Annotated in this window: 23 protein-coding genes; 15 read left to right on the forward strand and 8 right to left on the reverse strand. The window is 66.1% G+C overall.

Features of this window, described 5'->3' with window-relative positions; translation table 11 throughout:
* The first annotated feature begins 61 nt into the window (after nt 1-61).
* The 7 genes from gatC to AC5Y47_RS03460 all read left to right on the forward strand — a co-directional run bounded on the left by gatC (nt 62) and on the right by AC5Y47_RS03460 (nt 6,987).
* Nucleotides 62-373: an Asp-tRNA(Asn)/Glu-tRNA(Gln) amidotransferase subunit GatC gene (gene gatC, locus AC5Y47_RS03430; protein ID WP_499941990.1), complete on the forward strand. Its 312-nt coding sequence runs from the start codon at nt 62-64 to the stop codon at nt 371-373.
* Entirely contained in the window at nt 370-1,854 is a 1,485-nt protein-coding gene (gene gatA, locus AC5Y47_RS03435) for an Asp-tRNA(Asn)/Glu-tRNA(Gln) amidotransferase subunit GatA (RefSeq protein ID WP_499941992.1), read from the forward strand. Before gatC ends, gatA begins: the two co-directional genes overlap by 4 nt.
* A gap of 146 nt (nt 1,855-2,000) precedes the next feature.
* Nucleotides 2,001-3,032: an ATP-dependent 6-phosphofructokinase gene (locus AC5Y47_RS03440; protein ID WP_499941993.1), complete on the forward strand. Its 1,032-nt coding sequence runs from the start codon at nt 2,001-2,003 to the stop codon at nt 3,030-3,032.
* A 162-nt stretch (nt 3,033-3,194) separates the two neighbouring features.
* A complete protein-coding gene (locus AC5Y47_RS03445; protein WP_499941994.1) occupies nt 3,195-4,271 on the forward strand; it encodes a MinD/ParA family ATP-binding protein in 1,077 nt (358 codons plus the stop codon).
* Between the two features lie 11 nt (nt 4,272-4,282).
* Entirely contained in the window at nt 4,283-5,791 is a 1,509-nt protein-coding gene (gene gatB, locus AC5Y47_RS03450) for an Asp-tRNA(Asn)/Glu-tRNA(Gln) amidotransferase subunit GatB (RefSeq protein ID WP_499941996.1), read from the forward strand.
* Nucleotides 5,792-5,890: 99 nt separating this feature from the next.
* The gene (locus tag AC5Y47_RS03455) at nt 5,891-6,343 is read left to right on the forward strand and encodes a flavin reductase family protein (protein ID WP_499942355.1); all 453 of its coding nucleotides are present in this window, start codon (nt 5,891-5,893) and stop codon (nt 6,341-6,343) included.
* A gap of 38 nt (nt 6,344-6,381) precedes the next feature.
* Nucleotides 6,382-6,987 (forward strand): flavin reductase family protein, encoded by a 606-nt coding sequence (locus AC5Y47_RS03460; RefSeq protein WP_499941997.1) that lies wholly within the window; start codon nt 6,382-6,384, stop codon nt 6,985-6,987.
* 12 nt (nt 6,988-6,999) lie between these two features.
* Here the strand turns inward: AC5Y47_RS03460 and AC5Y47_RS03465 are convergent, their stop codons facing one another.
* A complete protein-coding gene (locus tag AC5Y47_RS03465) occupies nt 7,000-8,121 on the reverse strand; it encodes a PQQ-dependent sugar dehydrogenase (protein WP_499941998.1) in 1,122 nt (373 codons plus the stop codon).
* 304 nt (nt 8,122-8,425) lie between these two features.
* On the opposite strand from AC5Y47_RS03465, the gene AC5Y47_RS03470 reads away from it, so the two are divergent.
* Nucleotides 8,426-9,262 carry a DoxX family protein gene (locus AC5Y47_RS03470; RefSeq protein WP_499942000.1) on the forward strand — a complete coding sequence of 279 codons (837 nt, stop codon included), beginning with the start codon at nt 8,426-8,428 and terminating at the stop codon, nt 9,260-9,262.
* A gap of 190 nt (nt 9,263-9,452) precedes the next feature.
* Here AC5Y47_RS03470 and AC5Y47_RS03475 read toward each other — a convergent pair whose 3' ends face one another.
* Nucleotides 9,453-9,602, reverse strand: a complete 150-nt coding sequence (locus AC5Y47_RS03475; protein WP_499942001.1) for a hypothetical protein — start codon at nt 9,600-9,602, stop codon at nt 9,453-9,455.
* Nucleotides 9,603-9,621: 19 nt separating this feature from the next.
* Here AC5Y47_RS03475 and AC5Y47_RS03480 point away from each other — a divergent pair, with 19 nt between their 5' ends.
* Together AC5Y47_RS03480 and AC5Y47_RS03485 are read left to right on the forward strand one after the other, a co-directional pair.
* The gene (locus tag AC5Y47_RS03480) at nt 9,622-9,930 is read left to right on the forward strand and encodes a DUF4333 domain-containing protein (protein ID WP_499942002.1); all 309 of its coding nucleotides are present in this window, start codon (nt 9,622-9,624) and stop codon (nt 9,928-9,930) included.
* Nucleotides 9,931-10,037: 107 nt separating this feature from the next.
* Nucleotides 10,038-11,408: a neutral zinc metallopeptidase gene (locus AC5Y47_RS03485; RefSeq protein ID WP_499942004.1), complete on the forward strand. Its 1,371-nt coding sequence runs from the start codon at nt 10,038-10,040 to the stop codon at nt 11,406-11,408.
* Here the strand turns inward: AC5Y47_RS03485 and AC5Y47_RS03490 are convergent, their stop codons facing one another.
* A complete protein-coding gene (locus tag AC5Y47_RS03490; protein ID WP_499942005.1) occupies nt 11,409-11,786 on the reverse strand; it encodes a PH domain-containing protein in 378 nt (125 codons plus the stop codon). It abuts the gene before it with no gap.
* 225 nt (nt 11,787-12,011) lie between these two features.
* Between AC5Y47_RS03490 and AC5Y47_RS03495 the strand changes: the two genes are divergently transcribed.
* The 3 genes from AC5Y47_RS03495 to ilvC all read left to right on the forward strand — a co-directional run bounded on the left by AC5Y47_RS03495 (nt 12,012) and on the right by ilvC (nt 15,440).
* Nucleotides 12,012-13,868: an acetolactate synthase large subunit gene (locus AC5Y47_RS03495; protein WP_499942007.1), complete on the forward strand. Its 1,857-nt coding sequence runs from the start codon at nt 12,012-12,014 to the stop codon at nt 13,866-13,868.
* On the forward strand, nt 13,868-14,374 hold the full coding sequence (gene ilvN / locus AC5Y47_RS03500; RefSeq protein ID WP_499942008.1) for an acetolactate synthase small subunit: 507 nt from the start codon (nt 13,868-13,870) through the stop codon (nt 14,372-14,374). The genes AC5Y47_RS03495 and ilvN overlap by 1 nt, the downstream gene beginning before the upstream one ends.
* A gap of 64 nt (nt 14,375-14,438) precedes the next feature.
* Nucleotides 14,439-15,440 carry a ketol-acid reductoisomerase gene (gene ilvC / locus AC5Y47_RS03505; protein ID WP_499942357.1) on the forward strand — a complete coding sequence of 334 codons (1,002 nt, stop codon included), beginning with the start codon at nt 14,439-14,441 and terminating at the stop codon, nt 15,438-15,440.
* A 351-nt stretch (nt 15,441-15,791) separates the two neighbouring features.
* On the opposite strand, the gene wrbA is transcribed toward ilvC, so the two are convergent.
* The 3 genes from wrbA to AC5Y47_RS03520 are packed head-to-tail and all read right to left on the reverse strand — an operon-like array spanning nt 15,792 to nt 17,238.
* Nucleotides 15,792-16,400 (reverse strand): NAD(P)H:quinone oxidoreductase, encoded by a 609-nt coding sequence (wrbA, locus tag AC5Y47_RS03510; protein WP_499942010.1) that lies wholly within the window; start codon nt 16,398-16,400, stop codon nt 15,792-15,794.
* Between the two features lie 29 nt (nt 16,401-16,429).
* Nucleotides 16,430-16,936, reverse strand: coding sequence for a hypothetical protein (locus AC5Y47_RS03515; protein WP_499942011.1), 507 nt, complete (start codon nt 16,934-16,936; stop codon nt 16,430-16,432).
* Nucleotides 16,933-17,238: a hypothetical protein gene (locus AC5Y47_RS03520; RefSeq protein ID WP_499942013.1), complete on the reverse strand. Its 306-nt coding sequence runs from the start codon at nt 17,236-17,238 to the stop codon at nt 16,933-16,935. The genes AC5Y47_RS03515 and AC5Y47_RS03520 overlap by 4 nt, the downstream gene beginning before the upstream one ends.
* 270 nt (nt 17,239-17,508) lie before the next feature.
* Between AC5Y47_RS03520 and AC5Y47_RS03525 the strand changes: the two genes are divergently transcribed.
* Nucleotides 17,509-18,822 (forward strand): hypothetical protein, encoded by a 1,314-nt coding sequence (locus AC5Y47_RS03525; RefSeq protein ID WP_499942014.1) that lies wholly within the window; start codon nt 17,509-17,511, stop codon nt 18,820-18,822.
* Nucleotides 18,823-18,868: 46 nt separating this feature from the next.
* Entirely contained in the window at nt 18,869-18,997 is a 129-nt protein-coding gene (locus tag AC5Y47_RS03530) for a hypothetical protein (protein WP_499942015.1), read from the forward strand.
* A 185-nt stretch (nt 18,998-19,182) separates the two neighbouring features.
* On the opposite strand, the gene AC5Y47_RS03535 is transcribed toward AC5Y47_RS03530, so the two are convergent.
* Both AC5Y47_RS03535 and AC5Y47_RS03540 read right to left on the reverse strand, forming a co-directional pair.
* Nucleotides 19,183-20,634: a phytoene desaturase family protein gene (locus AC5Y47_RS03535; RefSeq protein ID WP_499942017.1), complete on the reverse strand. Its 1,452-nt coding sequence runs from the start codon at nt 20,632-20,634 to the stop codon at nt 19,183-19,185.
* 48 nt (nt 20,635-20,682) lie between these two features.
* Nucleotides 20,683-22,464, reverse strand: a complete 1,782-nt coding sequence (locus AC5Y47_RS03540; protein ID WP_499942019.1) for a glycosyltransferase — start codon at nt 22,462-22,464, stop codon at nt 20,683-20,685.
* Between the last annotated feature and the right edge of the window lie 70 nt (nt 22,465-22,534).

Raw genomic sequence — 22,534 nt, forward strand, 5'->3', positions numbered from 1 at the left:
GTAACCCCACGCGAGGTGCTAGCCGACAGGCTTTGATCGCCGACGACTAGGCTTTCCGCTCGTGTCCCAGATCTCCCGCGACGAGGTGGCCCACCTGGCCCGGCTGGCCCGGTTGGCGTTGACCGAGGCGGAGTTGGACAGCTTCGCCGGTCAACTCGACGCCATCATCAGTCACGTCAGCCAGATCCAGGCCGTCGACGTCACGGGCGTTGAAGCCACCGACAACCCGCTCAAGGACGTCTTGAAAGATCAGGTTGTCACCCGCCCGGACGAGACGCGGCCGTCGCTGCAGCAGCAGCAGGCGTTGGCCGCCGCGCCCGAGGCCGTCGACGGCCGCTTCGCCGTCCCGCAGATCCTCGGGGAGAGCCAGTGACGGACATCATCCGGCTCGACGCGGCGACGCTGGGCGCCAAGATCGCTGCCAAGGAACTGTCGTCGGCCGAGGTCACCCAGGCCTGTCTGGACCAGATCCAGGCCACCGACGACCGCTACGGAGCCTTCCTGCACGTTGCGGCCGATGAGGCGCTGGCCGCCGCGGCTGCCGTCGACCGGGCCGTTGCGGCTGGCGACCCGCTGCCGTCGCCGCTGGCCGGGGTACCGCTGGCGCTCAAGGATGTCTTCACCACCGCCGACATGCCCACCACCTGCGGCTCCAAGATCCTCGAAGGGTGGCAGGCGCCCTACGACGCCACCCTGACCGCCCGGCTGCGCGAAGCCGGCATCCCGATCCTCGGCAAGACCAATATGGACGAGTTCGCGATGGGCTCGTCCACCGAGAACTCCGCCTATGGGGTGACCCGCAACCCGTGGGACGTCGAGCGGGTTCCCGGCGGCTCCGGGGGGGGTAGCGCGGCGGCGCTGGCCGCCTTCCAGGCGCCGCTGGCCATCGGCTCGGACACCGGGGGTTCGATCCGGCAGCCGGCCGCTTTGACCGCGACCGTCGGGGTCAAACCGACGTACGGCACCGTGTCCCGCTACGGCCTGGTGGCGTGCGCGTCGTCGCTGGACCAGGGCGGGCCGTGCGCGCGCACCGTCCTGGACACCGCGCTCCTGCATCAGGTGATCGCCGGGCACGACCCGCGCGACTCCACCTCGATCGACGCCGAGGTGCCCGACGTGGTCGGCGCCGCTCGGGCCGGCGCTTCCGGTGACCTGAGCGGCGTGCGGGTGGGCGTGGTGCGCCAGCTGCACAGCGGCGAGGGCTACCAGGCCGGCGTGCTTGCCTCGTTCGAAGCCGCCGTCGAGCAGCTCAAGGCGCTGGGCGCGGTCATCAGCGAAGTCGACTGTCCGCACTTCGATTACGCGCTGCCCGCCTACTACTTGATCCTGCCTTCGGAGGTGTCGAGCAACCTGGCGCGCTTCGACGCGATGCGCTACGGGTTGCGCGTGGGTGACGACGGCACGCATAGCGCCGAGGAGGTCATGGCGATGACCCGGGCGGCCGGTTTCGGGCCAGAAGTCAAGCGCCGCATCATGATCGGCACCTACGCATTGTCCGCGGGCTACTACGACGCCTACTACAACCAGGCGCAGAAGGTGCGCACGCTGATCGCCCGCGATCTCGACGAGGCCTACCAGTCCGTGGACGTGCTGGTGTCGCCGGCGACCCCGACGACCGCATTCCGGCTGGGGGAAAAGGTCGACGACCCGCTGGCGATGTACCTGTTCGACCTGTGCACGCTGCCGCTGAACCTGGCCGGTCACTGCGGCATGTCCGTGCCGTCGGGGTTGGCTCCGGACGACGGGCTGCCGGTGGGGCTGCAGATCATGGCGCCCGCGCTGGCCGACGACCGGCTGTATCGGGTGGGCGCGGCCTACGAGGCCGCTCGCGGCGCGCTGCCCACCGCAATCTAGGCCCCGCGAGCAGACGCAGAATCGCATGAAAAGGTGACTTCTGGTGCGATTCTGCGTCTGCTCGCGAGCGGGAGGTTCCCCCTGCTCGCGAGCGGGAGGTTCCCCCAGCTCGCGCGATCGGGCGGGGCGCGGGGCAAGATGAGAGCATGCGCATCGGAGTACTCACCGGCGGCGGCGACTGCCCCGGCCTCAACGCAGTCATTCGGGCGGTAGTGCGTACCTGCGACGCCCGGTACGGCTCGTCGGTGGTCGGCTTCCAGGACGGCTGGCGCGGACTGCTGGAAAACCGCCGCATGCAACTGCGCAACGACGACCGCAACGATCGACTGCTGGCCAAGGGCGGCACCATGCTGGGCACGGCGCGCGTGCATCCCGAGAAACTGAGGGCCGGCCTGGAACAGATCAAGGAGACGTTGGACGACAACGGCATCGACGTGCTGATCCCGATCGGCGGGGAGGGCACGCTGACGGCCGCGCACTGGCTTTCCCAGGAGAACGTCCCGGTGGTCGGGGTTCCTAAGACCATCGACAACGACATCGATTGCACGGACGTCACTTTCGGGCACGACACCGCGTTGACGGTCGCCACCGACGCCATCGACCGGTTGCACAGCACCGCCGAATCCCACCAGCGGGTGATGCTGGTCGAGGTGATGGGTCGGCACGCCGGCTGGATCGCGTTGAACGCCGGTCTGGCGTCCGGCGCGCACATGACGCTCATTCCCGAGCAGCCTTTCGATGTCGAGGAGGTGTGCCGGCTCGTCAAACGCCGCTTCCAGCGAGGGGATTCGCACTTCATCTGCGTAGTGGCCGAGGGCGCGAAGCCCGTCGAAGGCTCAATTGCACTGCGCGAAGGCGGAATTGACGAATTCGGTCACGAGAAGTTCACCGGCGTGGCAGCCCAACTCGGGCTCGAAGTGGAGAAGCGCATCAACAAGGACGTGCGCGTGACGGTACTGGGTCACGTGCAGCGCGGTGGTTCCCCCACGGCCTACGACCGGGTGCTGGCCACCCGGTTCGGGGTGAACGCCGCCGACGCGGCGCACGCGGGCGAGTACGGGCAGATGGTGTCACTGCGCGGGCAGGACATCGGGCGGGTATCGCTGGCCGACGCGACGCGCCAACTCAAGCTGGTACCCGAAAGCCGGTACGACGACGCCGCCGCCTTCTTTGGTTGATGCCCGGCGTTGTTCGCCAAACGGTCGTGTCGTCTTAACCAACAGGCCGGTTTCTGGTTTATCGGCGTCGGTTATACGTCATGTATGAGCAACCGCGGTCAGGCTAGCGGAGTCCTTCAACCCCCCGCCCCACCGGTTCAGCAGCCCCCACCGAAGTGGTCGGTGGACGCCGAAACCGGACTCGTCACGGTGGCACAGCCGCCCCGCGCGCCAAGCCCGGCAAACCGGCAACCGGCCGGCTCAGCGCGTACCGCCGACGCACCGAGTACGTCCGCCCAGCAGCGGCCGCCGGTCCCACTCCAGCGGGTACCCGGCGGGTTGGCGCTGGACGCGATCGAGCAGCTCGGAGCCGACGACTTCGCCCGCAGCAACTGGCGGGATCTGGTCTCGCGCTGCGCGGGCTCCGGTAAGGGAGCGGTACGTGAAACGGCCGTACGCGGTCAGATCAACACCGCCGTCGGCGGCGCGTTCCCCATCGCCGTCCTGAACCTCAAGGGTGGCGTGGGCAAGACCGCAGTGGTCGAAGCCCTCGGCTCGACATTCGCCAGCTTGCGCGACGACCGGGTCATCGCCGTCGACCTCGATGCCGGTGACCTGGCAGATCGGCACGGTCGCCGCAACCCGCTGACCCTGGCCGACCTCCTGCTGGATCGTCGCATCGCGCGCTATGCCGACGTGCGAGCACACACGTACATGAACAGTGCGGGACTGGAAGTGCTGGGTCCGCCGGACTACGCCGAGACGCACTGGAGCCCTACCCGGCAGGATTTCGTCAAAGCCTTTTCGATCCTGCGAAACCACTACTCGGTGGTGCTGGTGGACTGCCCGAAAGCCCTCAAGGCCGAGGTGATGGGAGCGGTGCTGGCCGAGTCGCGTGCCCTGGTGGTGGTGACCAGCACGTCGCTCGACGCGATACACAAGACGAGTACGACGCTGGATTGGCTGACCAACAACGGCCACCGACGGTTGGCCGAATCGACCGTGCTGGCGGTCAACAACATCGAGCGGACAAAGCCCGAACCGCTGGCGGCCAAGCAACTCGAGCAGTTGTCTGACCGGGTGGGCGCTACCGTGGCACTGCCGTTCGACCGGCACATCCGTCAGGGCACAGAGATCGGGCTGGACCGGATGAGCAAGGACAGCAGACGCGCGTACCTGCAGATGGCAGCCGCGCTGGCCCAGATGTTTCCGGGCCGGCTGGGTGCGACGCACTCCGGAGGCCCTGTCAGTCACCACTAGGATCGGTCCCTATGACGGTTGCCAGGGCTGATCTGCTGGACTACGACGAGGTCATCGAACGATTCGACCCGGTGCTCGGTCTGGAAGTGCACGTCGAACTCTCCACCGCCACCAAGATGTTCTGTGGCTGCGCCACGACCTTCGGCGGCGAGCCCAACACCCAGGTGTGCCCGGTGTGCCTGGGGCTGCCCGGCTCGCTGCCGGTGCTCAACCAGGTCGCGGTGGAGTCGGCGATCCGCATCGGGCTGGCGCTGAACTGCGAGATCGTGCCGTGGTGCCGGTTCGCCCGCAAGAACTACTTCTATCCCGACATGCCCAAGAACTACCAAATCTCGCAATACGACGAGCCGATCGCGATCAACGGCTTCCTGGAGGCGCCGCTGGAGGACGGGACCACCTGGCGGGTGGACATCGAGCGCGCGCACATGGAAGAGGACACCGGCAAACTCACCCACATCGGCAGCGAGACGGGCCGGATCCACGGCGCCACGACCTCACTGATCGACTACAACCGGGCCGGGGTGCCGCTGATCGAGATCGTCACCAAGCCCATTGTCGGGGCTGGCGAGCGGGCACCGCAGATCGCGCGAGCCTACGTGACCGCGTTGCGGGATCTGTTGCGCTCCTTGGATGTATCCGACGTCCGGATGGACCAGGGCTCGATGCGCTGTGACGCCAACGTGTCGCTGATGCCCAAGGGGACAACGGAATTCGGCACCCGCACCGAGACCAAGAACGTCAACTCGCTGAAAAGCGTCGAGGTTGCCGTGCGTTACGAGATGCAGCGTCAGGCCGCCGTTCTGCTGGCCGGAGGCCAGATCATCCAGGAGACCAGGCACTTCCACGAAGCCGGTTACACGAGTCCGGGTCGCGCCAAGGAGACCGCGCAGGACTATCGGTATTTTCCCGAGCCCGATCTCGAGCCCGTCGCGCCCAGCCGGGAACTGGTGGAGCAACTGCGTCAGAGCATCCCGGAGCTACCGTGGTTGAGCCGCAAGCGGATTCAGGACGAGTGGGGAATCTCCGACGAAGTCATGCGCGACCTGGTCAACGCCGGCGCGGTCGAACTGGTGGCCGCGACCGTCAAGCACGGCGCGTCCAGCAAAGAGGCGCGGTCCTGGTGGGGAAACTTCCTGGTACAGAAGGCCAACGAGGCCGGCACCTCACTTGACGAATTGCCCATCACCCCGGCCCAGGTCGCGGCCGTCGTCGCGTTGGTCGAAGAAGGCAAGCTCTCCAACAAGCTGGCGCGCGAGGTCGTCGAAGGGGTGCTGGCCGGGGAAGGCGAACCGGCGCAAGTGATGTCGGCCCGCGGTTTGGAACTGGTCCGTGACGACTCGGTGACCCAGGCTGCCGTCGACGACGCCTTGGCCGCCAATCCCGAAGTGGCGGACAAGATCCGGGGCGGCAAGGTGGCCGCGGCGGGAGCGATCGTCGGTGCGGTGATGAAAGCGACCCGCGGGCAGGCCGATGCCGCGCGGGTGCGCGAACTCGTGTTGGCTGCCTGCGGCCAGGGCTGATCAGCGCTCAGTTGATATCGCGATCACTACCCGTTGAGCGGGGCGTTGATTCATGATGATCACGTGGCACAAAACTGGCTGTCGCGGCTGACCAAGACCATGAACGGCACCATGCTCGCCGTCACCACCGAAGCCGACGGTGAGAAATCCGGCTGTCTGGTGGGGTTCTCCACACAAGTCGGCATCGACCCCCCTCGATTTCTGGTCGGTTTGTCGCGCACCAATCACACGTTTGACGTGGCGCGCCGATCCGACCATCTCGCGGTCCACGTCCTGGCGCGCCGCGACCTGAGCCTGGCGCACCTGTTCGGCGGTGAAACCGACGACGAAGTCGACAAGTTCGAGCACTGCGCGTGGCACACCGGCCCGCACGGCATGCCGATCCTCGACGATGCGATCGGTTGGGTGGTGGGCAGAACGTTGGATCGCATCGAATTCGGCGACCACTTCGGCTACTTGCTCGAACCTGTCGACGGGTGGTTCGCCGACTCCGACGCCGATGCGATCCGGTTCACGGACGTGATCGATGTCGAGCCCGGCCACGACCCTTGAGCCAATCGGATATGAACTCGCCGACCATCGGGCGCGAAATGACTGCTGCAAGACCGGTTGGCAAGCATCATGGTGAAGTGATCGAGGAACCCTTCGACGGCATGATGTCCATGCTGGATGCCCCGGTGTTCGTGGTGACAACCCAGGCCGACGGTCAGCCGTCGGGCAGTCTGATCGCTTTCGCCACCCAGACGAGCGTGCAACCGCCCAGTTTCATGATCGGTATGCCGCAGGACAGCCCCACCCACGAGGTGGCGAGCCGCTCCGAGTATGTGGCGGTACACGTTCTGCCGCGACACCAGCAGGTGCTGGCCGAGATGTTCGCACGCCAAAGCGGCGACGGTGCGGACACATTCGCGCACTGCTCCTGGCGGGCCGGTCCGGCCGGGATGCCGATTCTCGACGACGCCGTGGGGTGGTTCGTCGCCCGGACACTGAGCCGCAGCGAAGTCGGTGACCATGTGGCCTACCTCCTGGACCCGGTTGCCGCCTGGGCCTCCGAGAACGGCGAGGAGCTGCTGTATCTGTCCGATCTCGACGAGGATGTCGATCCCGGTCAGGAAGCCCCGCAGCGGTTATACGAGGGCAGGCGCGCCGACGCGACGGGCCGTTACGGCATGAGGTTCACCCTCGACGTGCCCTAACCGCCCGACGGCTCAGACCTTGTCGTCGTTGTTGCGCGGGAAGCCGCCGCCCTGCGGGAACAGTGGGAACACCACGTCGTCGAGTTTCTCGGGATCGCCGGCGGTCTTGTTCACGGTGGCGCCCCAGACGTTGCCGTCCGGCGACATCCGCAGCGCCCACGCGTGCCCGTGTGTGTCCTTGCGGACGACGTCGGGTTCACCGGTGACCGCCCCCGTCTTGGCCGCGAGGCGGACCGCCACGGTCAGCTTGGTATTGATCAAGTTGACCAGCACGGTGCCGTCCATCGCCGCGCACCCGGCCACCCCGGGTTTGTCCGGCCAGCTCCACACCGTGGATACCTCGGACTTCTTCGTGATGCGTTGCAAGCGGTCCGCGCTGGGAGTGCGGTCGGCGACATACAGCGAGCCGTCGACGGGATCGATGCACAAGCCCCCGGCCGAGCCGATGCCCGACAATGCCGTCGTCGGAGGGGCCTGGCCCAGAGTCGTGGGCTGTTCGATGCGCAACACCTTGCCGGCCAACGACTTCGGGTCGGCAGCCAGCGCGGGGTTGCCGGCATCACCGGTCATCACCACCAGGGTGGTCGGGCTGGTGAAGATCAGCGCACCGGTATTGCCGGTGGTTCCTTTGGGGATGCCGGTCAGGATGTCCTTGGGGACGTCGTCTTCGGCGATGCGGATCACCCGGTTGTCGGTGGGGGTGCTGACGTAGGCGTACATCAGTCGGTCCTGGGAGAACGTGGGGGACAGCACGATGTCCATCAGGCCGCCGTCGCCGGACGGGTCGACCGGGATGACCATCTTCACCTTGGGCTCGGCGCTGACCGACACCTCTTTGACCACACCGGTGGTGCGCTCGGCGACCAGCGCGGTCTTGCTGTCACCGCCCATGATCAGGCCGCTGGTGCTCTCCAGGCAGCCCTGCATCACCCCCGGCGCGGGGCAGGCTTTCGGAAAGGGCGTGGCCGGCAAGGGGGGCGGCGGGGGAGGCGTGGAGCTGGGTTGGGGCTTGAGTTCGGGCATCGTGGTGAACGGCTGCGATTGGGCGTCGTTGAACCGTGCGCAGCCGCTCGACACCAGGGCCGCGGCGCACAGCGCAACCAGCACGCACCGAATCGACCGCCGTATCCGCATGACCGACAGGCTACGGGAATTTGCTGTCGTGGCCGCCGCCTGCTACCGGGTAGGCACTGATACCGCAGCTGGGCGCCCGATTGCCCGATGGAGCGCCGCTTACTCTCATATATTCATTTCGTGCTCGATCAGTGGCCCATGGTTGGCAGGGATCGGGAGGTCAGCGAGATAGCGCGCTCAAGGAGAGCCAGAATACGAGCCTTGCGGGCCGTCGGGGCGTATCGGCGGGCAAACTGCGGATTTGTCGGGCAAAAGCGCCTGTCAAATCCCAGCTTCCAGCGAAATTGCCCTTACCCTGACACCCGTGAGCAGTTCGAATGACGCACTTTGGCAGCGCCCGGACGATTCCCACGGGCCGATCGCGGCTCCGCCCGCCTCGGCAAGGCTGGTCGACCCGGAAGACGACCTGACCCCAGCGGCGTTTCAGCGCGAACACACCGGGACGACCACCATCATCCCGCCCTACGACCCCGGTCCTGGCATCGGCGGACCTGGCTACAGCCCGCTCGACGAACCACTGCCCTACGTCCAACCGCAGCAACCCGCCCGAGCGCACCCGGTCGCTCCGGCAGCCATCGATATCGACGACGAAGACGATCGGCTGCGTACGGCCGGACGGCGCGGCACCCAGCATCTCGGGCTGTTGATCCTGCGGCTGGGACTGGGCGCGGTCCTGATCACCCATGGGCTGCAGAAGTTGTTCGGCTGGTGGGGTGGCTCCGGGCTGCACGGGTTCCGGAATTCGCTATCCGACGTCGGCTACCAGCACGCCGACATCCTGGCTTACGTAAGTGCCGGCGGCGAGATCGTCGCGGGTGTGCTGCTGGTGCTGGGCTTGTTCACTCCGATCGCGGCGGCGGGCGCGCTGGCCTTCCTGATCAACGGACTGCTCGCGAACGCCTCGGCCCAGCCACGTTCGAACACGTTCGCCTACTTCTTGCCCGACGGGCACGAATACCAGATCAGTCTGATCGTCATGGCCGTCGCCGTGATCCTGTCCGGTCCCGGACGTTATGGCCTGGACGCGCGGCGGGGCTGGGCCAACCGGCCTTTCATCGGATCATTCGTGGCGTTGCTGGCCGGAATCGCCGCCGGTATCGCCGTGTGGGTGCTGCTCAACGGGGTCAACCCGCTGGCCTGAGCCGCATTTTTTCGCCGCTGCGGGGGCGATGACCTAGCCTGGGATGCGCCGGTGTCGGGTCGAGCATTGGGGATACTTTGAGCACACCCCGCGATTACAACCAGCCTCCTTGGCCGCCACGGCCGAATCCAGGACACGATCCGCGCCGAGCGCCCAGATACCCGCAGCAGCCCGCGAATCCATGGGCACATCAGCCGACCCAGTGGGCCCAGCCGCCCGCACCGCCGAGCCAGCGGCCCACCCACTGGGCCCAGCCGCCCGCACAATACGGACCGCCCGCTGCGCCGCCGACGACCAGCCCGCCGAAGAAGAAAAGCTCGAAAAGCAGACCGCTACTCATCGTCGGGGCCGTCGTCGCGGTGCTGGCCGTCGTGTTGGTCGTCCTGCTGGTGACGACCGCCGTCGTCAACCGCGACGTCAAGAAACTCGCCGTCGCCGACGTGCAGACCCAGGTCCAGCAAGTCCTGCTGGACCGCGTCACCGGCTATGCCTCCGGCGACATCAAGGACGTCAAGTGCAATGACGGCAAAGATCCCACGGTGGAGAAGGGCGAGAGCTTCACCTGCAACGTCAGCGTTCGCGGTAAGCCGCGCAAGCTGACGGTGAAATTCAAAGACGACGACGGGACGTACCAGGTCGGATTGCCCGAGTTGGACGGCGGCAAGTGAAGCGCGCGGGGTGGGCCAGGGCTGTCGTCGTCGGCGCGTGCGCGCTGCTGGCTTTGACCGGCTGCAGCAGCTCGTCAGGCAAGACGAGCATGATCACTGGGCGCGCTGTGTCGGGACTCTACGATCCGTCCGGGGTAGCCGGGCTGCCGTTGAATGAGGGCGCCAGCGGACCTCGTGCCAATGCGCCCCGGCCGACCGGCACCGTGAAGAACACCGACAACGGTGAGATCGACCGACTGTCGATGCTGGCGCTCAACGACCTCGAAGAGTTCTGGAAGAAGAACTGGCCCGACGACGCCAAGAAGCCCTTCAAGGCCGTCAGCGAGGTGACGTCCTACGACTCGACCGATCCGCGCAGCCCGGTTGTGTGCCGAGCCAAGACATATCAGAACGTCAACGCCTCCTATTCGTTGAATTGCAACTCCGTCAAATGGGATCGGGGACAGCTGTTCCCGGCGGCCAAAAAGTATTTCGGCGACATGGCGGTGGTCGGCATCCTCGCCCACGAGTACGGCCACGCGATACAGCACAACGGCGGGATTCTCGGTCGGACGGCGCCCACCATCGTCGGCGAGCAGCAGGCGGACTGTTTCGCCGGGGTCTATCTGCGCTGGGTCGCCGAGGGGCACTCGTCGCGCTTCACGCTGAGCACCGGTGACGCGCTGAGCCACGTGATCGCCGGGATGTTGAAGATCTCCGACCCGATCATGGGCGAGGAGGAGTACGAGGAGACCGAAGACTCCGAGCACGGCTCCGGATTCGACCGGGTCAGCGCGTTGCAGATGGGCTTCGACAGCGGGTCCGGAACGTGCGCCAAGATCGACACCGCCGAAATCAAGAAACGCCGCGAAGGTCTTCCGGTGGCGCTGCAAGAGGGCTCATCGCGCGATGCCAATGCCGGCGAAGTGGAGATCAACGAAGACACCGTGCAAACGTTGGTCGACATCCTCAACGTGGTGTTCGCCCCGAAAACGGCGCCCACGGTGGTCTTTTCGTCGACCAGCTGCTCGGACGCCAAGCCCACCAAGGGCGCTTCCTACTGCCCGTCCACCAATACCGTCGTCGCCGACCTGCCTACTTTGCAGGAGATCGGCAAGCCCGGCGGCCGTAAGGGCATGACCGACCCGCAGATGTTGCAGGGCGACAACACCGCGTTGTCGATCGTCGCTTCCCGGTATGTGCTGGCACTGCAGCGGGAGCGCGATCTGCCACTGAGCTCGGCGGTGACCGCGGTGCGCACGGCCTGTCTGACCGGCGCCGCGCAGCGTGGCATGGCTCAGCCGGTGAGCATCCCGTCCGGTAAGCAGCTGGTGCTGACCGCCGGCGACCTGGACAAGGCGGTCATCGGACTGTTGATGAACGGCATCGCCGCCAGCGACGTCAATGGCGCCAACACGCCCGCCGGCTTCACCCGGATCGTCGCTTTCCGTGGTGGCGTGCTGGACAACACCGACGAATGTTTCGACAGAATCGGCTGATCACCGATAGGGGTTCGGTACCCGCCCCGAGCTGGCTTCGGTCAGCTGCGGCAGCGTCGCGAAGGTCACCGCGGGCAACCGCAGTTCCGTGCCGCTCTTGAGTTGCGCCCGCGCCCAGTTGCCGCGGTGGAACCGCAGCCCTTCGATGTCCTCCCAGGCCACCCGCCGGCTGCCCAGCAGTGTCCGCACCGTCACGCCGTCGTCGTCGGCCACGGTGCGCAGCCGCACGATCAGCGCCGACAACAGCACCGGAATCAGCAGTACCGGCGCGCTGGGCGGCCAGGCCAGCACCGGCACCAGCAGGCACAGCGTCAGGAAACCGACGGCGAGATGGGCAATCGGGGAGACTTTGAGCACGACCGATGACTTGGTGACCACCCTCGCATCATTCCACCGCTGCCGGCGGGACCCGGATTTGACTGCTGAGCTGTGCGAAGGCTACCGTCGGACGCTATGAAGCCTGGAATGCTCGTAGTACTTAGTCGGCGCGTTGGTGCCTGACTAGCCATCGAGCACCAACGCGACCCTCGTGCAGCAGCTGAGCTGACGGGGGTTTTTTGTTGCCCCGAGACTCCACGAAGCCGAAAGATTCAAGAGGACAAAGTGAGCGCACCGACCAAGCCACCCTCACCGGCCCCGACGCCGTCGCGCCAAGGACCGGCCAACGGTGTCAAGTCCGCCCCGCCGCCGGCGAAACGCATTGCACCCCAACAAGTTACCGGCGCACAGTCCGTCATCCTGTCGTTGGAGGCGCTGGACGTCGACGTGATCTTCGGCATCCCGGGTGGCGCCGTCCTGCCGGTCTACGACCCGCTGTTCGACTCGCAGAAGCTGCGTCACGTCCTGGTGCGCCATGAGCAGGGTGCGGGTCACGCCGCCAGCGGCTACGCGCACGCCACCGGTCGGGTCGGGGTGTGCATGGCGACCTCGGGACCAGGGGCCACCAACCTGGTCACCCCGCTGGCCGACGCGCAGATGGACTCGATCCCGGTGGTCGCGATCACCGGACAGGTCGGCCGGCAGCTGATCGGCACCGATGCCTTCCAGGAAGCCGACATCTCGGGCATCACCATGCCGATCACCAAGCACAACTTCCTGGTGCGCACCGGTGACGAGATCCCGCGGGTGATGGCCGAAGCGTTCCACATCGCAGCGTCGGGGCGGCCGGGCGCGGTGCTGGTCGACATCCCCAAGGACGTGCTGCAGGGCCAGTGCACCTTCAGCTGGCCGCCGCGCATGGAGCTGCCGGGCTACAAGCCCAACACCAAGCCGCACAACCGTCAGATCCGGGAGGCGGCCAAGCTGATCGCGGCCGCGCGCAAGCCGGTGCTGTACGTCGGCGGTGGTGTCATCCGCGGCGAAGCGACTCAGGAGTTGCTGCAGTTGGCCGAGCTGACCGGCATCCCGGTGGTCACCACCCTGATGGCGCGCGGTGCGTTCCCCGACAGCCACCGGCAGAATTTCGGCATGCCGGGCATGCACGGCACGGTGGGCGCGGTGGCGGCGCTGCAGCGCAGCGACCTGCTGATCGCGCTCGGCACCCGCTTCGACGACCGGGTCACCGGGCGCCTGGACTCGTTCGCGCCCGAGGCCAAGGTTATCCACGCTGACATCGACCCGGCGGAGATCGGCAAGAACCGGCACGCCGACGTGCCGATCGTCGGCGACGTCCGCAACGTCATCACCGAGCTGATCGAGATGCTGCGCCACTACGACGTTCCGGGCAACATCGAAATGACCGACTGGTGGGCGTATTTGGAGGACGTCCGCAAGACCTACCCACTGAGCTACGACCCGCAGAGCGACGGCAGCCTGGGCCCGGAGTACGTGATCGAGAAGCTGGGCGAGCTTGCCGGTCCGGACGCCATCTACGTGGCCGGCGTCGGGCAGCACCAGATGTGGGCCGCCCAGTTCGTCAAGTATGAAAAGCCGCGCACCTGGCTGAATTCCGGCGGTCTGGGCACCATGGGCTTCGCCATCCCGGCGGCCATGGGCGCCAAGATCGCACTGCCCGACACCGAGGTGTGGGCCATCGACGGCGACGGTTGCTTCCAGATGACCAACCAGGAACTGGCCACCTGCGCCATCGAAGGCATCCCGATCAAGGTGGCGCTGATCAACAACGGCAACCTGGGCATGGTGCGTCAGTGGCAGACGCTGTTCTACGAGGAGCGCTACTCGCAGACCGACCTGGCCACCCACTCGCATCGCATCCCGGACTTCGTGAAGCTGGCCGAGGCGCTGGGGTGTGTTGGAATGCGTTGCGAGCGTGAAGAAGACGTCGCAGACATGATTCAGAAGGCGCGGGAGATCAACGACCGTCCCGTCGTCATCGACTTCATCGTCGGCGCCGACGCACAGGTCTGGCCGATGGTCGCCGCCGGCACCAGCAACGACGAGATCCAGGCCGCACGCGGCATCCGTCCGCTGTTCGACGACATCACCGAAGGGCACGCCTGATGCAGACCAAGACGCACACGCTGTCGGTGCTGGTCGAGGACAAACCCGGCGTGCTTGCCCGCGTGGCAGCGCTGTTCTCGAGGCGGGGCTTCAACATTCAGTCTCTGGCCGTCGGCGGTACCGAGCAGAAGGACATGTCGCGGATGACGATTGTGGTCTCCGCCGAGGAGACGCCGCTCGAGCAGATCACCAAGCAGCTCAACAAGCTGATCAACGTGATCAAGATCGTCGAACAGGACGACGACAATTCGGTGGATCGGGAGTTGGCGCTGATCAAGGTCCGTGCCGACGCCGGTACCCGCAGCCAGGTGATCGAGGCAGTAAACCTGTTCCGCGCCAACGTGATCGACGTATCCCCGGAGTCACTCACCGTCGAGGCCACCGGCAACCGCGGCAAGCTCGAAGCGCTGCTACGGCTGCTGGAGCCGTTCGGTATCAAAGAGATCGTCCAGTCCGGTGTGGTGTCGATGGCCCGTGGCCCGCGCAGCATCGGCACGGCCAAGTAATTTTCGATAGCCAATACAAGAAGGAGATATTCACGTGGCAGATGTGCCAGCGCAGACGTTGGAGATGTTCTACGACGACGACGCAGACCTGTCGATCATCCAGGGCCGCAAGGTCGGTGTGATCGGTTATGGCAGCCAGGGGCACGCGCACTCGCTGAGCCTGCGCGACTCCGGCGTCGAGGTTCGCGTCGGGTTGAAGGAAGGTTCGAAGTCCCGGGAGAAGGTCTCCGAGCAGGGCTTGGAGGTTGACACGCCCGCCGAGGTGGCAAAGTGGGCCGACGTGATCATGCTGCTGGCGCCGGACACCGCGCAGGCCGAGATCTTCACCAACGACATCGAACCCAACCTCAAGGACGGCGACGCCCTGTTCTTCGGCCACGGGCTCAACATCCACTTCGACCTGATCAAGCCGCCCGCAAACGTCACGATCGCGATGGTCGCGCCCAAGGGACCGGGCCACCTGGTGCGGCGCCAGTTCGTCGACGGCAAGGGTGTGCCGGCGTTGATCGCCGTCGACCAGGACCCGACCGGTGAGGGCGAGGCGCTGGCGTTGTCGTACGCCAAGGCCATCGGCGGCACCCGCGCGGGCGTCATCAAGACCACGTTCAAGGACGAGACCGAGACCGACCTGTTCGGTGAGCAGGCCGTGTTGTGCGGTGGCACAGAGGAATTGGTGAAGACCGGGTTCGACGTGATGGTCGAGGCGGGCTATCCGCCGGAGATGGCCTACTTCGAGGTGCTGCACGAGCTGAAGCTGATCGTGGACCTGATGTACGAGGGCGGGATCGCGCGGATGAACTACTCGGTGTCCGACACCGCGGAGTTCGGCGGGTATTTGTCGGGTCCCAGGGTGATTGACGCCGACACCAAGGAGCGGATGCGCGCCATCCTGCGCGACATTCAGGACGGCAGCTTCACCAAGAAGCTGGTCGCCAATGTCGAGGGCGGCAACAAGCAACTCGAGCAGCTGCGCAAGGAGAACGCCGAGCACCCGATCGAGGTGACCGGCAAGAAGCTGCGCGACTTGATGAGTTGGGTCGACCGGCCGATCACCGAGACCGCTTAGGGTTTGCGCGAGCAGACGCAAAAGCCCCAAATCCTTGCGGATTTCGGGTGCTTTTGCGTCTGCTCGCGCTCGGAAGTCGGGTGGTGCGCCGAGCGTCACGCTGGAGTGGCGCTCGGCGTCTGCCGTTGCGCTAGCGTGACGTTCGGCGAGGCGGGACGGTCGGCTAGGCGAGGTGTGCTTGGGTTTCGCGCCGAGCGTCACGCTGGAGTGGCGCTCGGCGTCTGCCGTTGCGCTAGCGTGACGTTCGGCGACCCGACGCAAGAGCAGCTGTGGGAGAGGGCTTTTCGCGCACCGGCCTCAGATTCGACGGCGGCGTTGTCGGTTATTGGCCAGCGGACTAATCAGGGGCGCCTAACCGCCCGCCGATGTAAGGCGGTCGGTCACCGCGACCACCCGCTGGGCCAAGTGGTCCAGCGCATCCGTCGTCGCGTCATCGAGCTCGTCGATGTTGTCGCGAGTGGCAATCAGACCAACACCGTAAGGGTTGCCGTCGACGAATTTCAACGGGTCGGTGTATCCGGGCGGCACGAGGATGCCGCCGAAATGCATCAGCGAGGTGTACAGGCCGATCAGCGTGGTCTCCTGCCCGCCGTGCGGGGATTGCGTCGAAGTCCATGCCGCATAGACCTTGTCGGCCAGCTTGCCCTGCGCCCACAAGCCGCCGAGCGAGTCGATGAACGTCTGGAATTGCGACGTGGTGGATGCGAAGCGGGTCGGCGAGCCGAAGATCACCGCGTCGGCCCACACGATGTCGTCGCCGGTGGCCGCCGGAAGGTCTTTGGTCGCTTCGTAATTCGCCGTCCACGCCGGATTCTCGGCGAACGAGGCCGGGTCGCGGGTTTCGGCGATGTGGCGGACCCGCACCTCGGCGCCGGCGGCCTCGGCCGCCGCAGCGACGCGCTTGGCCATGGTGGTGCCGTGCCCGGTGGCGGAGTAGTAGATGACAGCGAGTTTGGTCATGGGGCCAGCCTAGGCTCTGCTCGGACGAGTCACGTCAGGATGACGACGCGGTCCTTGACCGATATGGTCAGGCGTTCACCAATCCCAACTAACTGCGCGAGTTTCTTGTGTTCGTTGAGATACAGCGTGGCGCACCGGCCGCGCTTTCGCGAGTTCGGATTCCATTTGGCTGCAACTGTTGCACTACGCAATTCGAGCTCGACTGGGCCGCAAGTTTTTGGTAGTCGGCTGTTCGCGACTTTCGGGATGCGAATTCGGCCAGCATCTAAGTCGGCGTGCGTAATGCGGGTGGTGAACTCATCGGCGGTAGATGGTTGCGGCGCGGCGCATCGCCCTTGCGTTGCGGGAACACCAGGCCGATGCCAGGTTCGGCTTCGTTGACCAGATCTTTCGGGGATTGCAGCCCGTCGTAGGTGAGTCGCGAGAGCAGGTTGTACTCGTTGGGTGACGGCCTGCTTGCGAGCGTGGTCGTCGGCTTTGGTGGAGGCCGCGCCGGCCGTGTAGAAGCGGACGCGGACGTGGTCTTCGGTGTTCACGTGGTGGAAGGCCTGCCAGTCCTGCCAGCCGTCGCCGTCGGCGAGGGCTTCTCGTCGATGATCCAGGAGCCGACCTCACGCTGGCGGCGCGGAGCCAGACCGATCGCCTTCATCAGACCGGCGATTTGCGCGCCGTCACGTTCGCTGATCGGGTCGTGGCGGGCGGGTGCGAGCAGCCGCTCGGAGATGCCGGGCAGGCCGGTGGTCCTTTGCTTGCCGTCGAGACCGTAGAGACTGATGCGCGAGCTCTGAGATAAGTCGCAGACGAATTCGGAGGGATGCAGGAAGACCAGCTCCTGCACGTAGGGGATCCGGTCGACGGCTTGGTTGCCGCCGCGCCGGCGGATCGCGTCTTCGAGCAGCGAGGCGAAATACTGGGCTTCGCGCCGGGCCAGCAGTAGCGGTGAGTCCTCCGTGCGGCCATTGCGCTTCCACAGGTGGTCGTTGCCGGTGAGGACGCCGCGGGGCTATCGTGCTCTGTCCGTTTGATCTCGCCGCTATGCAAATCGTTTCCTTCATGTCGGAGGGGGCACATATCGTGGGTACCCGGGCGACGGGAGGAGGGCCTAGCAATGGTGGATAGCGGCAAGACACTTGTGCCCGTATGGACGCTGGCGACGCGTGACGTGTCGGTACCCTCGCTAGTCGGCGAGACCATTACCCCCGAGCGGCTATTCGACCTGCGGACTGCACTTGCGGCGATGGCCGAAGCGCCGATCGCGACGCTGGAAGCACACCCGTTGCCGAACAACATTGACCGCAGCAAAGGGTTACACCTAGAGGCCGCTAGTCCTCTGGCTACGCAACTCTCGCAGCTGATCAGTCAGACAGCGAAATCGGCACCCGCCGCGGTAGTCGAGACGGGCGGCGAGACGTTGTATCGAATGGTTGTTCCGGCGAAGGTCGCTGCCGAATTCGGCAGTGGGCTCGTCACACCGATGGTGTCCAAAGCGGCATCCGGTGGGGTTCACGGCGCTCTGATGGGGTCGTCCGGCATCGCTGCGCAGGCAACTTTCGTGCCGGTTGCTGCGGGACAAGCCGCAGCCGCGGGCGCGGCGGGTGGGTCGGCGGCCACCGTTGGTGTGGCAGCTGCCGGCGCGGGCGCTCTGACTGTCGCAGCTCCGTTGGTCCTGATGGCAGTCGCAGTTGGTGTCAGCGCCCACGCCGACCAGGAGCGTCAGCGAGCGATCGAGAACATCACTTCGCTGCTTGAGAAATTGCACGATGACAACCTGCAGCGCGAACGGACGGCGCTCAATGGCTGTAGAGCGGCCATTGATAAGGCGACTGCCATTTTGTTGGACCAAGGGCGAATTGGGGCTTCAGTGGGGTTGAGCCCCGCGGTCTACGCGATCGACACGGCCATCGCCGAGGCGGACAGTCGTCTCAAGAAATGGCAGACCGCTGTCGAAGAGTTTGGCGAGGGGCCAGTCGAAGTCGCCAAACTGCGAACGAAATTCGATGGAATCGAGAAGGATGAGGGTGGTCTTTTCCGCGCTCATCTCGATCTCGCCGAATTGGCCATCGCGCTGAAGAAGCGCGTGCTCGTGCTCCAAGCTGTGGAACATGCGCAGATGGATGCAGCGAATCCGTTCGAGAGTTTCGTGCAATCGCTTCGCGCCGATCAGCAACGGGTGGAGGAACTGGAATCCGGTATCGCTGGTGTGCTGCAGCGTCTTTCGTCGCTGCAGTTGACCCGCCCACGAGGCGTACGCGACATCATGTTTACGCGCGGCGAAGTGGACATGCTGCTCAACACCTCGTACCGCCTTCGAGACCTCGCTTCCGGCATCAACCAGGACCGCCGAAATTCCGACGTGGCGATCGACATCGCGCGAAGCGAGGATGGCTCGGTGGTGGTGTTTCCGGCGACGGCCGTGGCGTAGCAGAAACTGGGGCGATGCAAGGGTTCCGGGTCGCAGGGTATCGCCCGTGACTATCGCGGGCATGGTGAGCAGCGGCGAACCTCGCGACGTGCTGGTCGCAGAGTACGGCCTGAGCTTCGAGCAGTTCGATCAAGCAGTCACCTACACCGAAAGGTACGGGCTGAGCGCGGCATAAGGCATTTGCCGCGCCCTCTGCGCACTCGACCAGCCGAGGCAACGTCGACAATTGCGCACAAGCTCAAGGTGATTCGGTTGCATTTCCGAACGAAGCCGTCGGGGGTGATACCCAGCGGAGTAGGTCCTACCATTTCGCACGGTGTGGCGGTCACGCTGGCGTGACGCTCGGCGTCGGCAGTCACGCTAGCGTGACGTTCGCGGGGGCAACGGCCCCAGAGGAGGGACTTCCCGAATCCCAAACTCCCGCTGCAACACCGTGCGCGCCGCGTAGTACCCGCCCATGCCGTGCACCCCGGCGCCCGGCGGGGCCGCCGCCGAACAGAGATAAGCCCTGGGAATCGGTGTGCTCCAAGGATTTAGCCGCGGACTCGGGCCGGTGAGCGCTCCCAACAGCGAGTTGGCGCCCACCGAAATGTCTCCGCCGACATAGTTGGCGTTGTGCTCGGACATTCGCGCGGCGGGAACGCTGCGTGCGGCCACGACGACGTCGCGGAACCCCGGCGCGAAGCGCTCGACCACCCGGGTCACGGCTTCGGTGGGGTCGACGGGCGATCCTGCCGGTACGTGCGCGTAGGTCCAGAACGGCCGACGGCCGTCGGCATCGAGCCGGCCGGTATCGGCCAGGTGCGGAAGCGACGCAAGCACCATGGGGAACTCTGCGTGGCGACCGGCCGCGATATCCGCTTCGGCGCTCGCCATTTCCGCTCGGGTGCCGCCCAGGTGCAGGGTCGGCGCTTGCTGCAGGCGCGGGTCAGACCACGGGATGTCGTCGTTGAGCACGAAGTCGACCTTGGCCGCGCCTGCACCGAATTTGTAGCGCTGCAACACTTTTGCGTAGTGCGACGGCATCGCATCGCCGTAGATGCGCAGCAGCGCGGTCGGTGCCGTGTCATAGATCGCGACACCCTCTGGCGGTTCGGTGACTTCGACGCCGGCCGTCAATTCGCCACCGTGCGCCCGCAAATCCTCGATCAGGGCGTCCGGAATGACCTGACTGCCGCCCACCGGTAACGGCCACCCGACCGCATGGGCCAGCGTCGCCAACATCATTCCGGCACCGCTGGACGCCAGAGACGGCAGCGGCGTAATCGCGTGCGCGGCAACGCCAGTGAACAACGCGCGCGCATCCTCACCGGCCAGCGTCCCCCACGCCGGGGTGCCCTGAGCCAGCATGCGCAACCCCAACCGCGCGACGGTGAGCAACGCGCGCGGAACCGAGCGCTTGTCGCCCAGCAGGAATGCCACCACTGCATCGCTGTCTGCCGCGACCGGTCCCAGCAGACGCCGCCAGGACGCGCCGTCGTCCAACTCCGCGCAGGTGCGCTCCAGATCCCGGTAGGCGATCGCCGCGGGCCGCCCGGGTAGCGGGTTGGCGTAGGAGATCTCGGGCACGGCAAGGTTGACGCCCCGGCCGGGCAGATCGAACTCAGCGAAGAACGGCGAGGCCAGTGCCAGCGGGTGTACCGCCGAGCACACGTCGTGCAGGATCCCCGGATAGTCGATGTCGACGGCGCTGCGGGCACCGCCGCCGAAGGTCGGCTGGGCCTCGATGACCTGCACTTTCAGTTCGGCGCGGGCGAGAATGACGGCCGCGGCCAATCCGTTGGGTCCGCTGCCGACGACGGTGACATCCATCTGTGAATTACAGCCGACGACATCCTCGGCGCAAACCGGGCCTACCGGTCAGGCCGAGGTGATGCACAACACCTGGTCGAGGCTCGCGGTCGCCAACCCGGCGGCTGCGGCTCGTCGGCCCAGCTCGGCGAGCGCATCGGGGTCATCGGCACGGATACCGCCGAGGCGGTCCAGTCGTGCGGTGTCGAACATCGCCGGGCCGTGCGCCACCTGCTTGCCCAGCACGTAGCGTCCGGCACCGGGCGCCTGAGACACCATTTCGTCCGTCGCGCTGGCACCGATGAGCTGGTCCGCGTCGGTGAAGTTGACCGCCACCTGCAACACGTGGTCCGCGGCCTCCAACACGCTGGTCAGGCGGGTGATCAGGTTGTCGGCGGCATAGAACCGCCAACCCTGATCCAGATGCAGCCAGAACCGTCCGTAGATCTGGTCCCGGATCTGTGCCAACAGCCCCGCGCGGGACTCCGCGGGAGGGAACGGGCAGAACTCCAGAAACGGATACCGCTCGAGCAGTACCGCGCGGTCGGCCGCAGACAGCCCGGCATCGACCACCAGAAACAGCCCGACCCGCCAGACGTCGGTGCAGCAGTTCAGCAGTGAGTTCAGCGTCACCTCGGTGCCGGCGCGATCCGGCCCGGCGATCAGGCTGAGCGTCACCTCGGCGTGGCGGCGACCGCCCGTCAGCTGCCGCGCCAGCTCACCGGGGTACGCGGCGGCCGCGTCGATCATCCGCGTGGCACTGTTGTCGCAGTTGGCGGCGATGCGTTGCCGATCTTCTTCGGGAACGCCGGGGCGGGCCAGGATTCGCCGCCAGAGTGCGACCGCCTCAGCGTGCTCGCCGATCCACGATGCGCAGACGGCTGCCTCGTCGAGGGCACCCCAGTTGTAGGTGTCCGCGCTGACAGACAACGTGTCCTCGGCGGGAAACGCGATCTCGGCGGCATGCTTGGCGAACAGATAGCCGAGCCGGTAACGCCCGTCGAGGCGGTATCGAAATGCGATGGCGTACAACGGTTCCGCGCGGGTCGGCCGGAACTCCCAGGCCCGCAGGTAGGCGTCTTGCACCTCCGGCCAGGACGCACCCATCGACCACATCGACTCCGCGACCCGGTACATCGATAGGTAGACCTCTTCGGCCCACCCTCCCATGTCGACACGCCTCAGATACCACCTGCGGGCATTCTCGAAATCGCCCAGATCGAAATAGCTTTGCGCCAGATAGAACACCGACCGGGCATCGTCGGGATTGCGTTCGACCTCGGCGAGCAGCAGGTCACGGTCGCTCTCGTATTTCTGTTGCGGGTCGCGGTTGCGCGCTCCGAGGCGGCGAGAATCGATGTAGTAGTCGCCGTCGAGCCGGTCGTGGCTGAAATCGGAGTCCACCATCACGTACTCATGGACCACGCCTTCGTATCGGACCGGTAACCCGTCGCGGAACAGGTTCGGGCGCCAGTACACCTCGGAGCTTTCGCTTTGGCCATACCGGAGCTGGTAGAGGTCATAGCCCAGCTGGCCGAAATCGATAGTGCCCGTGACCTTGTCGTCAGCATCGAGGACCCAGATGTAGTCTCCGCGGCCCTGGGCCAGGGTCAGCGCCTCGGACCTGTTGTGTCCGAAGTTGCGCCACGGTCGCTCGTGCAACTCCCCGGGAATGCCGAGCCGGGCCATGTGATCGCGAATGAGTTCCTGGGTCCCGTCCTCGGAGCCGGTGTCCACGATCACCCAGGAGCTGATGTAGGGCGCGATGTTGTCCAGGGTCTCCTCGATGATCGCCGCCTCGTTGCGGACGATCATGTTGACGCAGATCGCCGGGCGGGTGGGGGAGGACACGGCCGGATCGTACTCAGCAGCGCCGGCGTCGTTCTGGGAATCGGCCGCAGCGATGTCTGGCCGCCGCAAG

Source organism: Mycobacterium sp. NGS22 (genome assembly GCF_059813095.1).

Coding starts and splice junctions, on each gene's coding strand:
- AC5Y47_RS03440 (WP_499941993.1), top strand. CDS start 2,001: ATGCGCATCGGAGTACTCACCGGCGGCGGCGACTGCCCCGGCCTCAAC.
- wrbA (WP_499942010.1), bottom strand. CDS start 16,400: ATGACCAAACTCGCTGTCATCTACTACTCCGCCACCGGGCACGGCACC.
- AC5Y47_RS03535 (WP_499942017.1), bottom strand. CDS start 20,634: ATGGATGTCACCGTCGTCGGCAGCGGACCCAACGGATTGGCCGCGGCC.
- AC5Y47_RS03455 (WP_499942355.1), top strand. CDS start 5,891: ATGAACGGCACCATGCTCGCCGTCACCACCGAAGCCGACGGTGAGAAA.
- AC5Y47_RS03475 (WP_499942001.1), bottom strand. CDS start 9,602: ATGAGTAGCGGTCTGCTTTTCGAGCTTTTCTTCTTCGGCGGGCTGGTC.
- ilvN (WP_499942008.1), top strand. CDS start 13,868: ATGCAGACCAAGACGCACACGCTGTCGGTGCTGGTCGAGGACAAACCC.
- gatB (WP_499941996.1), top strand. CDS start 4,283: ATGACGGTTGCCAGGGCTGATCTGCTGGACTACGACGAGGTCATCGAA.
- AC5Y47_RS03460 (WP_499941997.1), top strand. CDS start 6,382: ATGACTGCTGCAAGACCGGTTGGCAAGCATCATGGTGAAGTGATCGAG.
- AC5Y47_RS03525 (WP_499942014.1), top strand. CDS start 17,509: ATGGTGGATAGCGGCAAGACACTTGTGCCCGTATGGACGCTGGCGACG.
- ilvC (WP_499942357.1), top strand. CDS start 14,439: ATGTTCTACGACGACGACGCAGACCTGTCGATCATCCAGGGCCGCAAG.
- AC5Y47_RS03465 (WP_499941998.1), bottom strand. CDS start 8,121: ATGCGGATACGGCGGTCGATTCGGTGCGTGCTGGTTGCGCTGTGCGCC.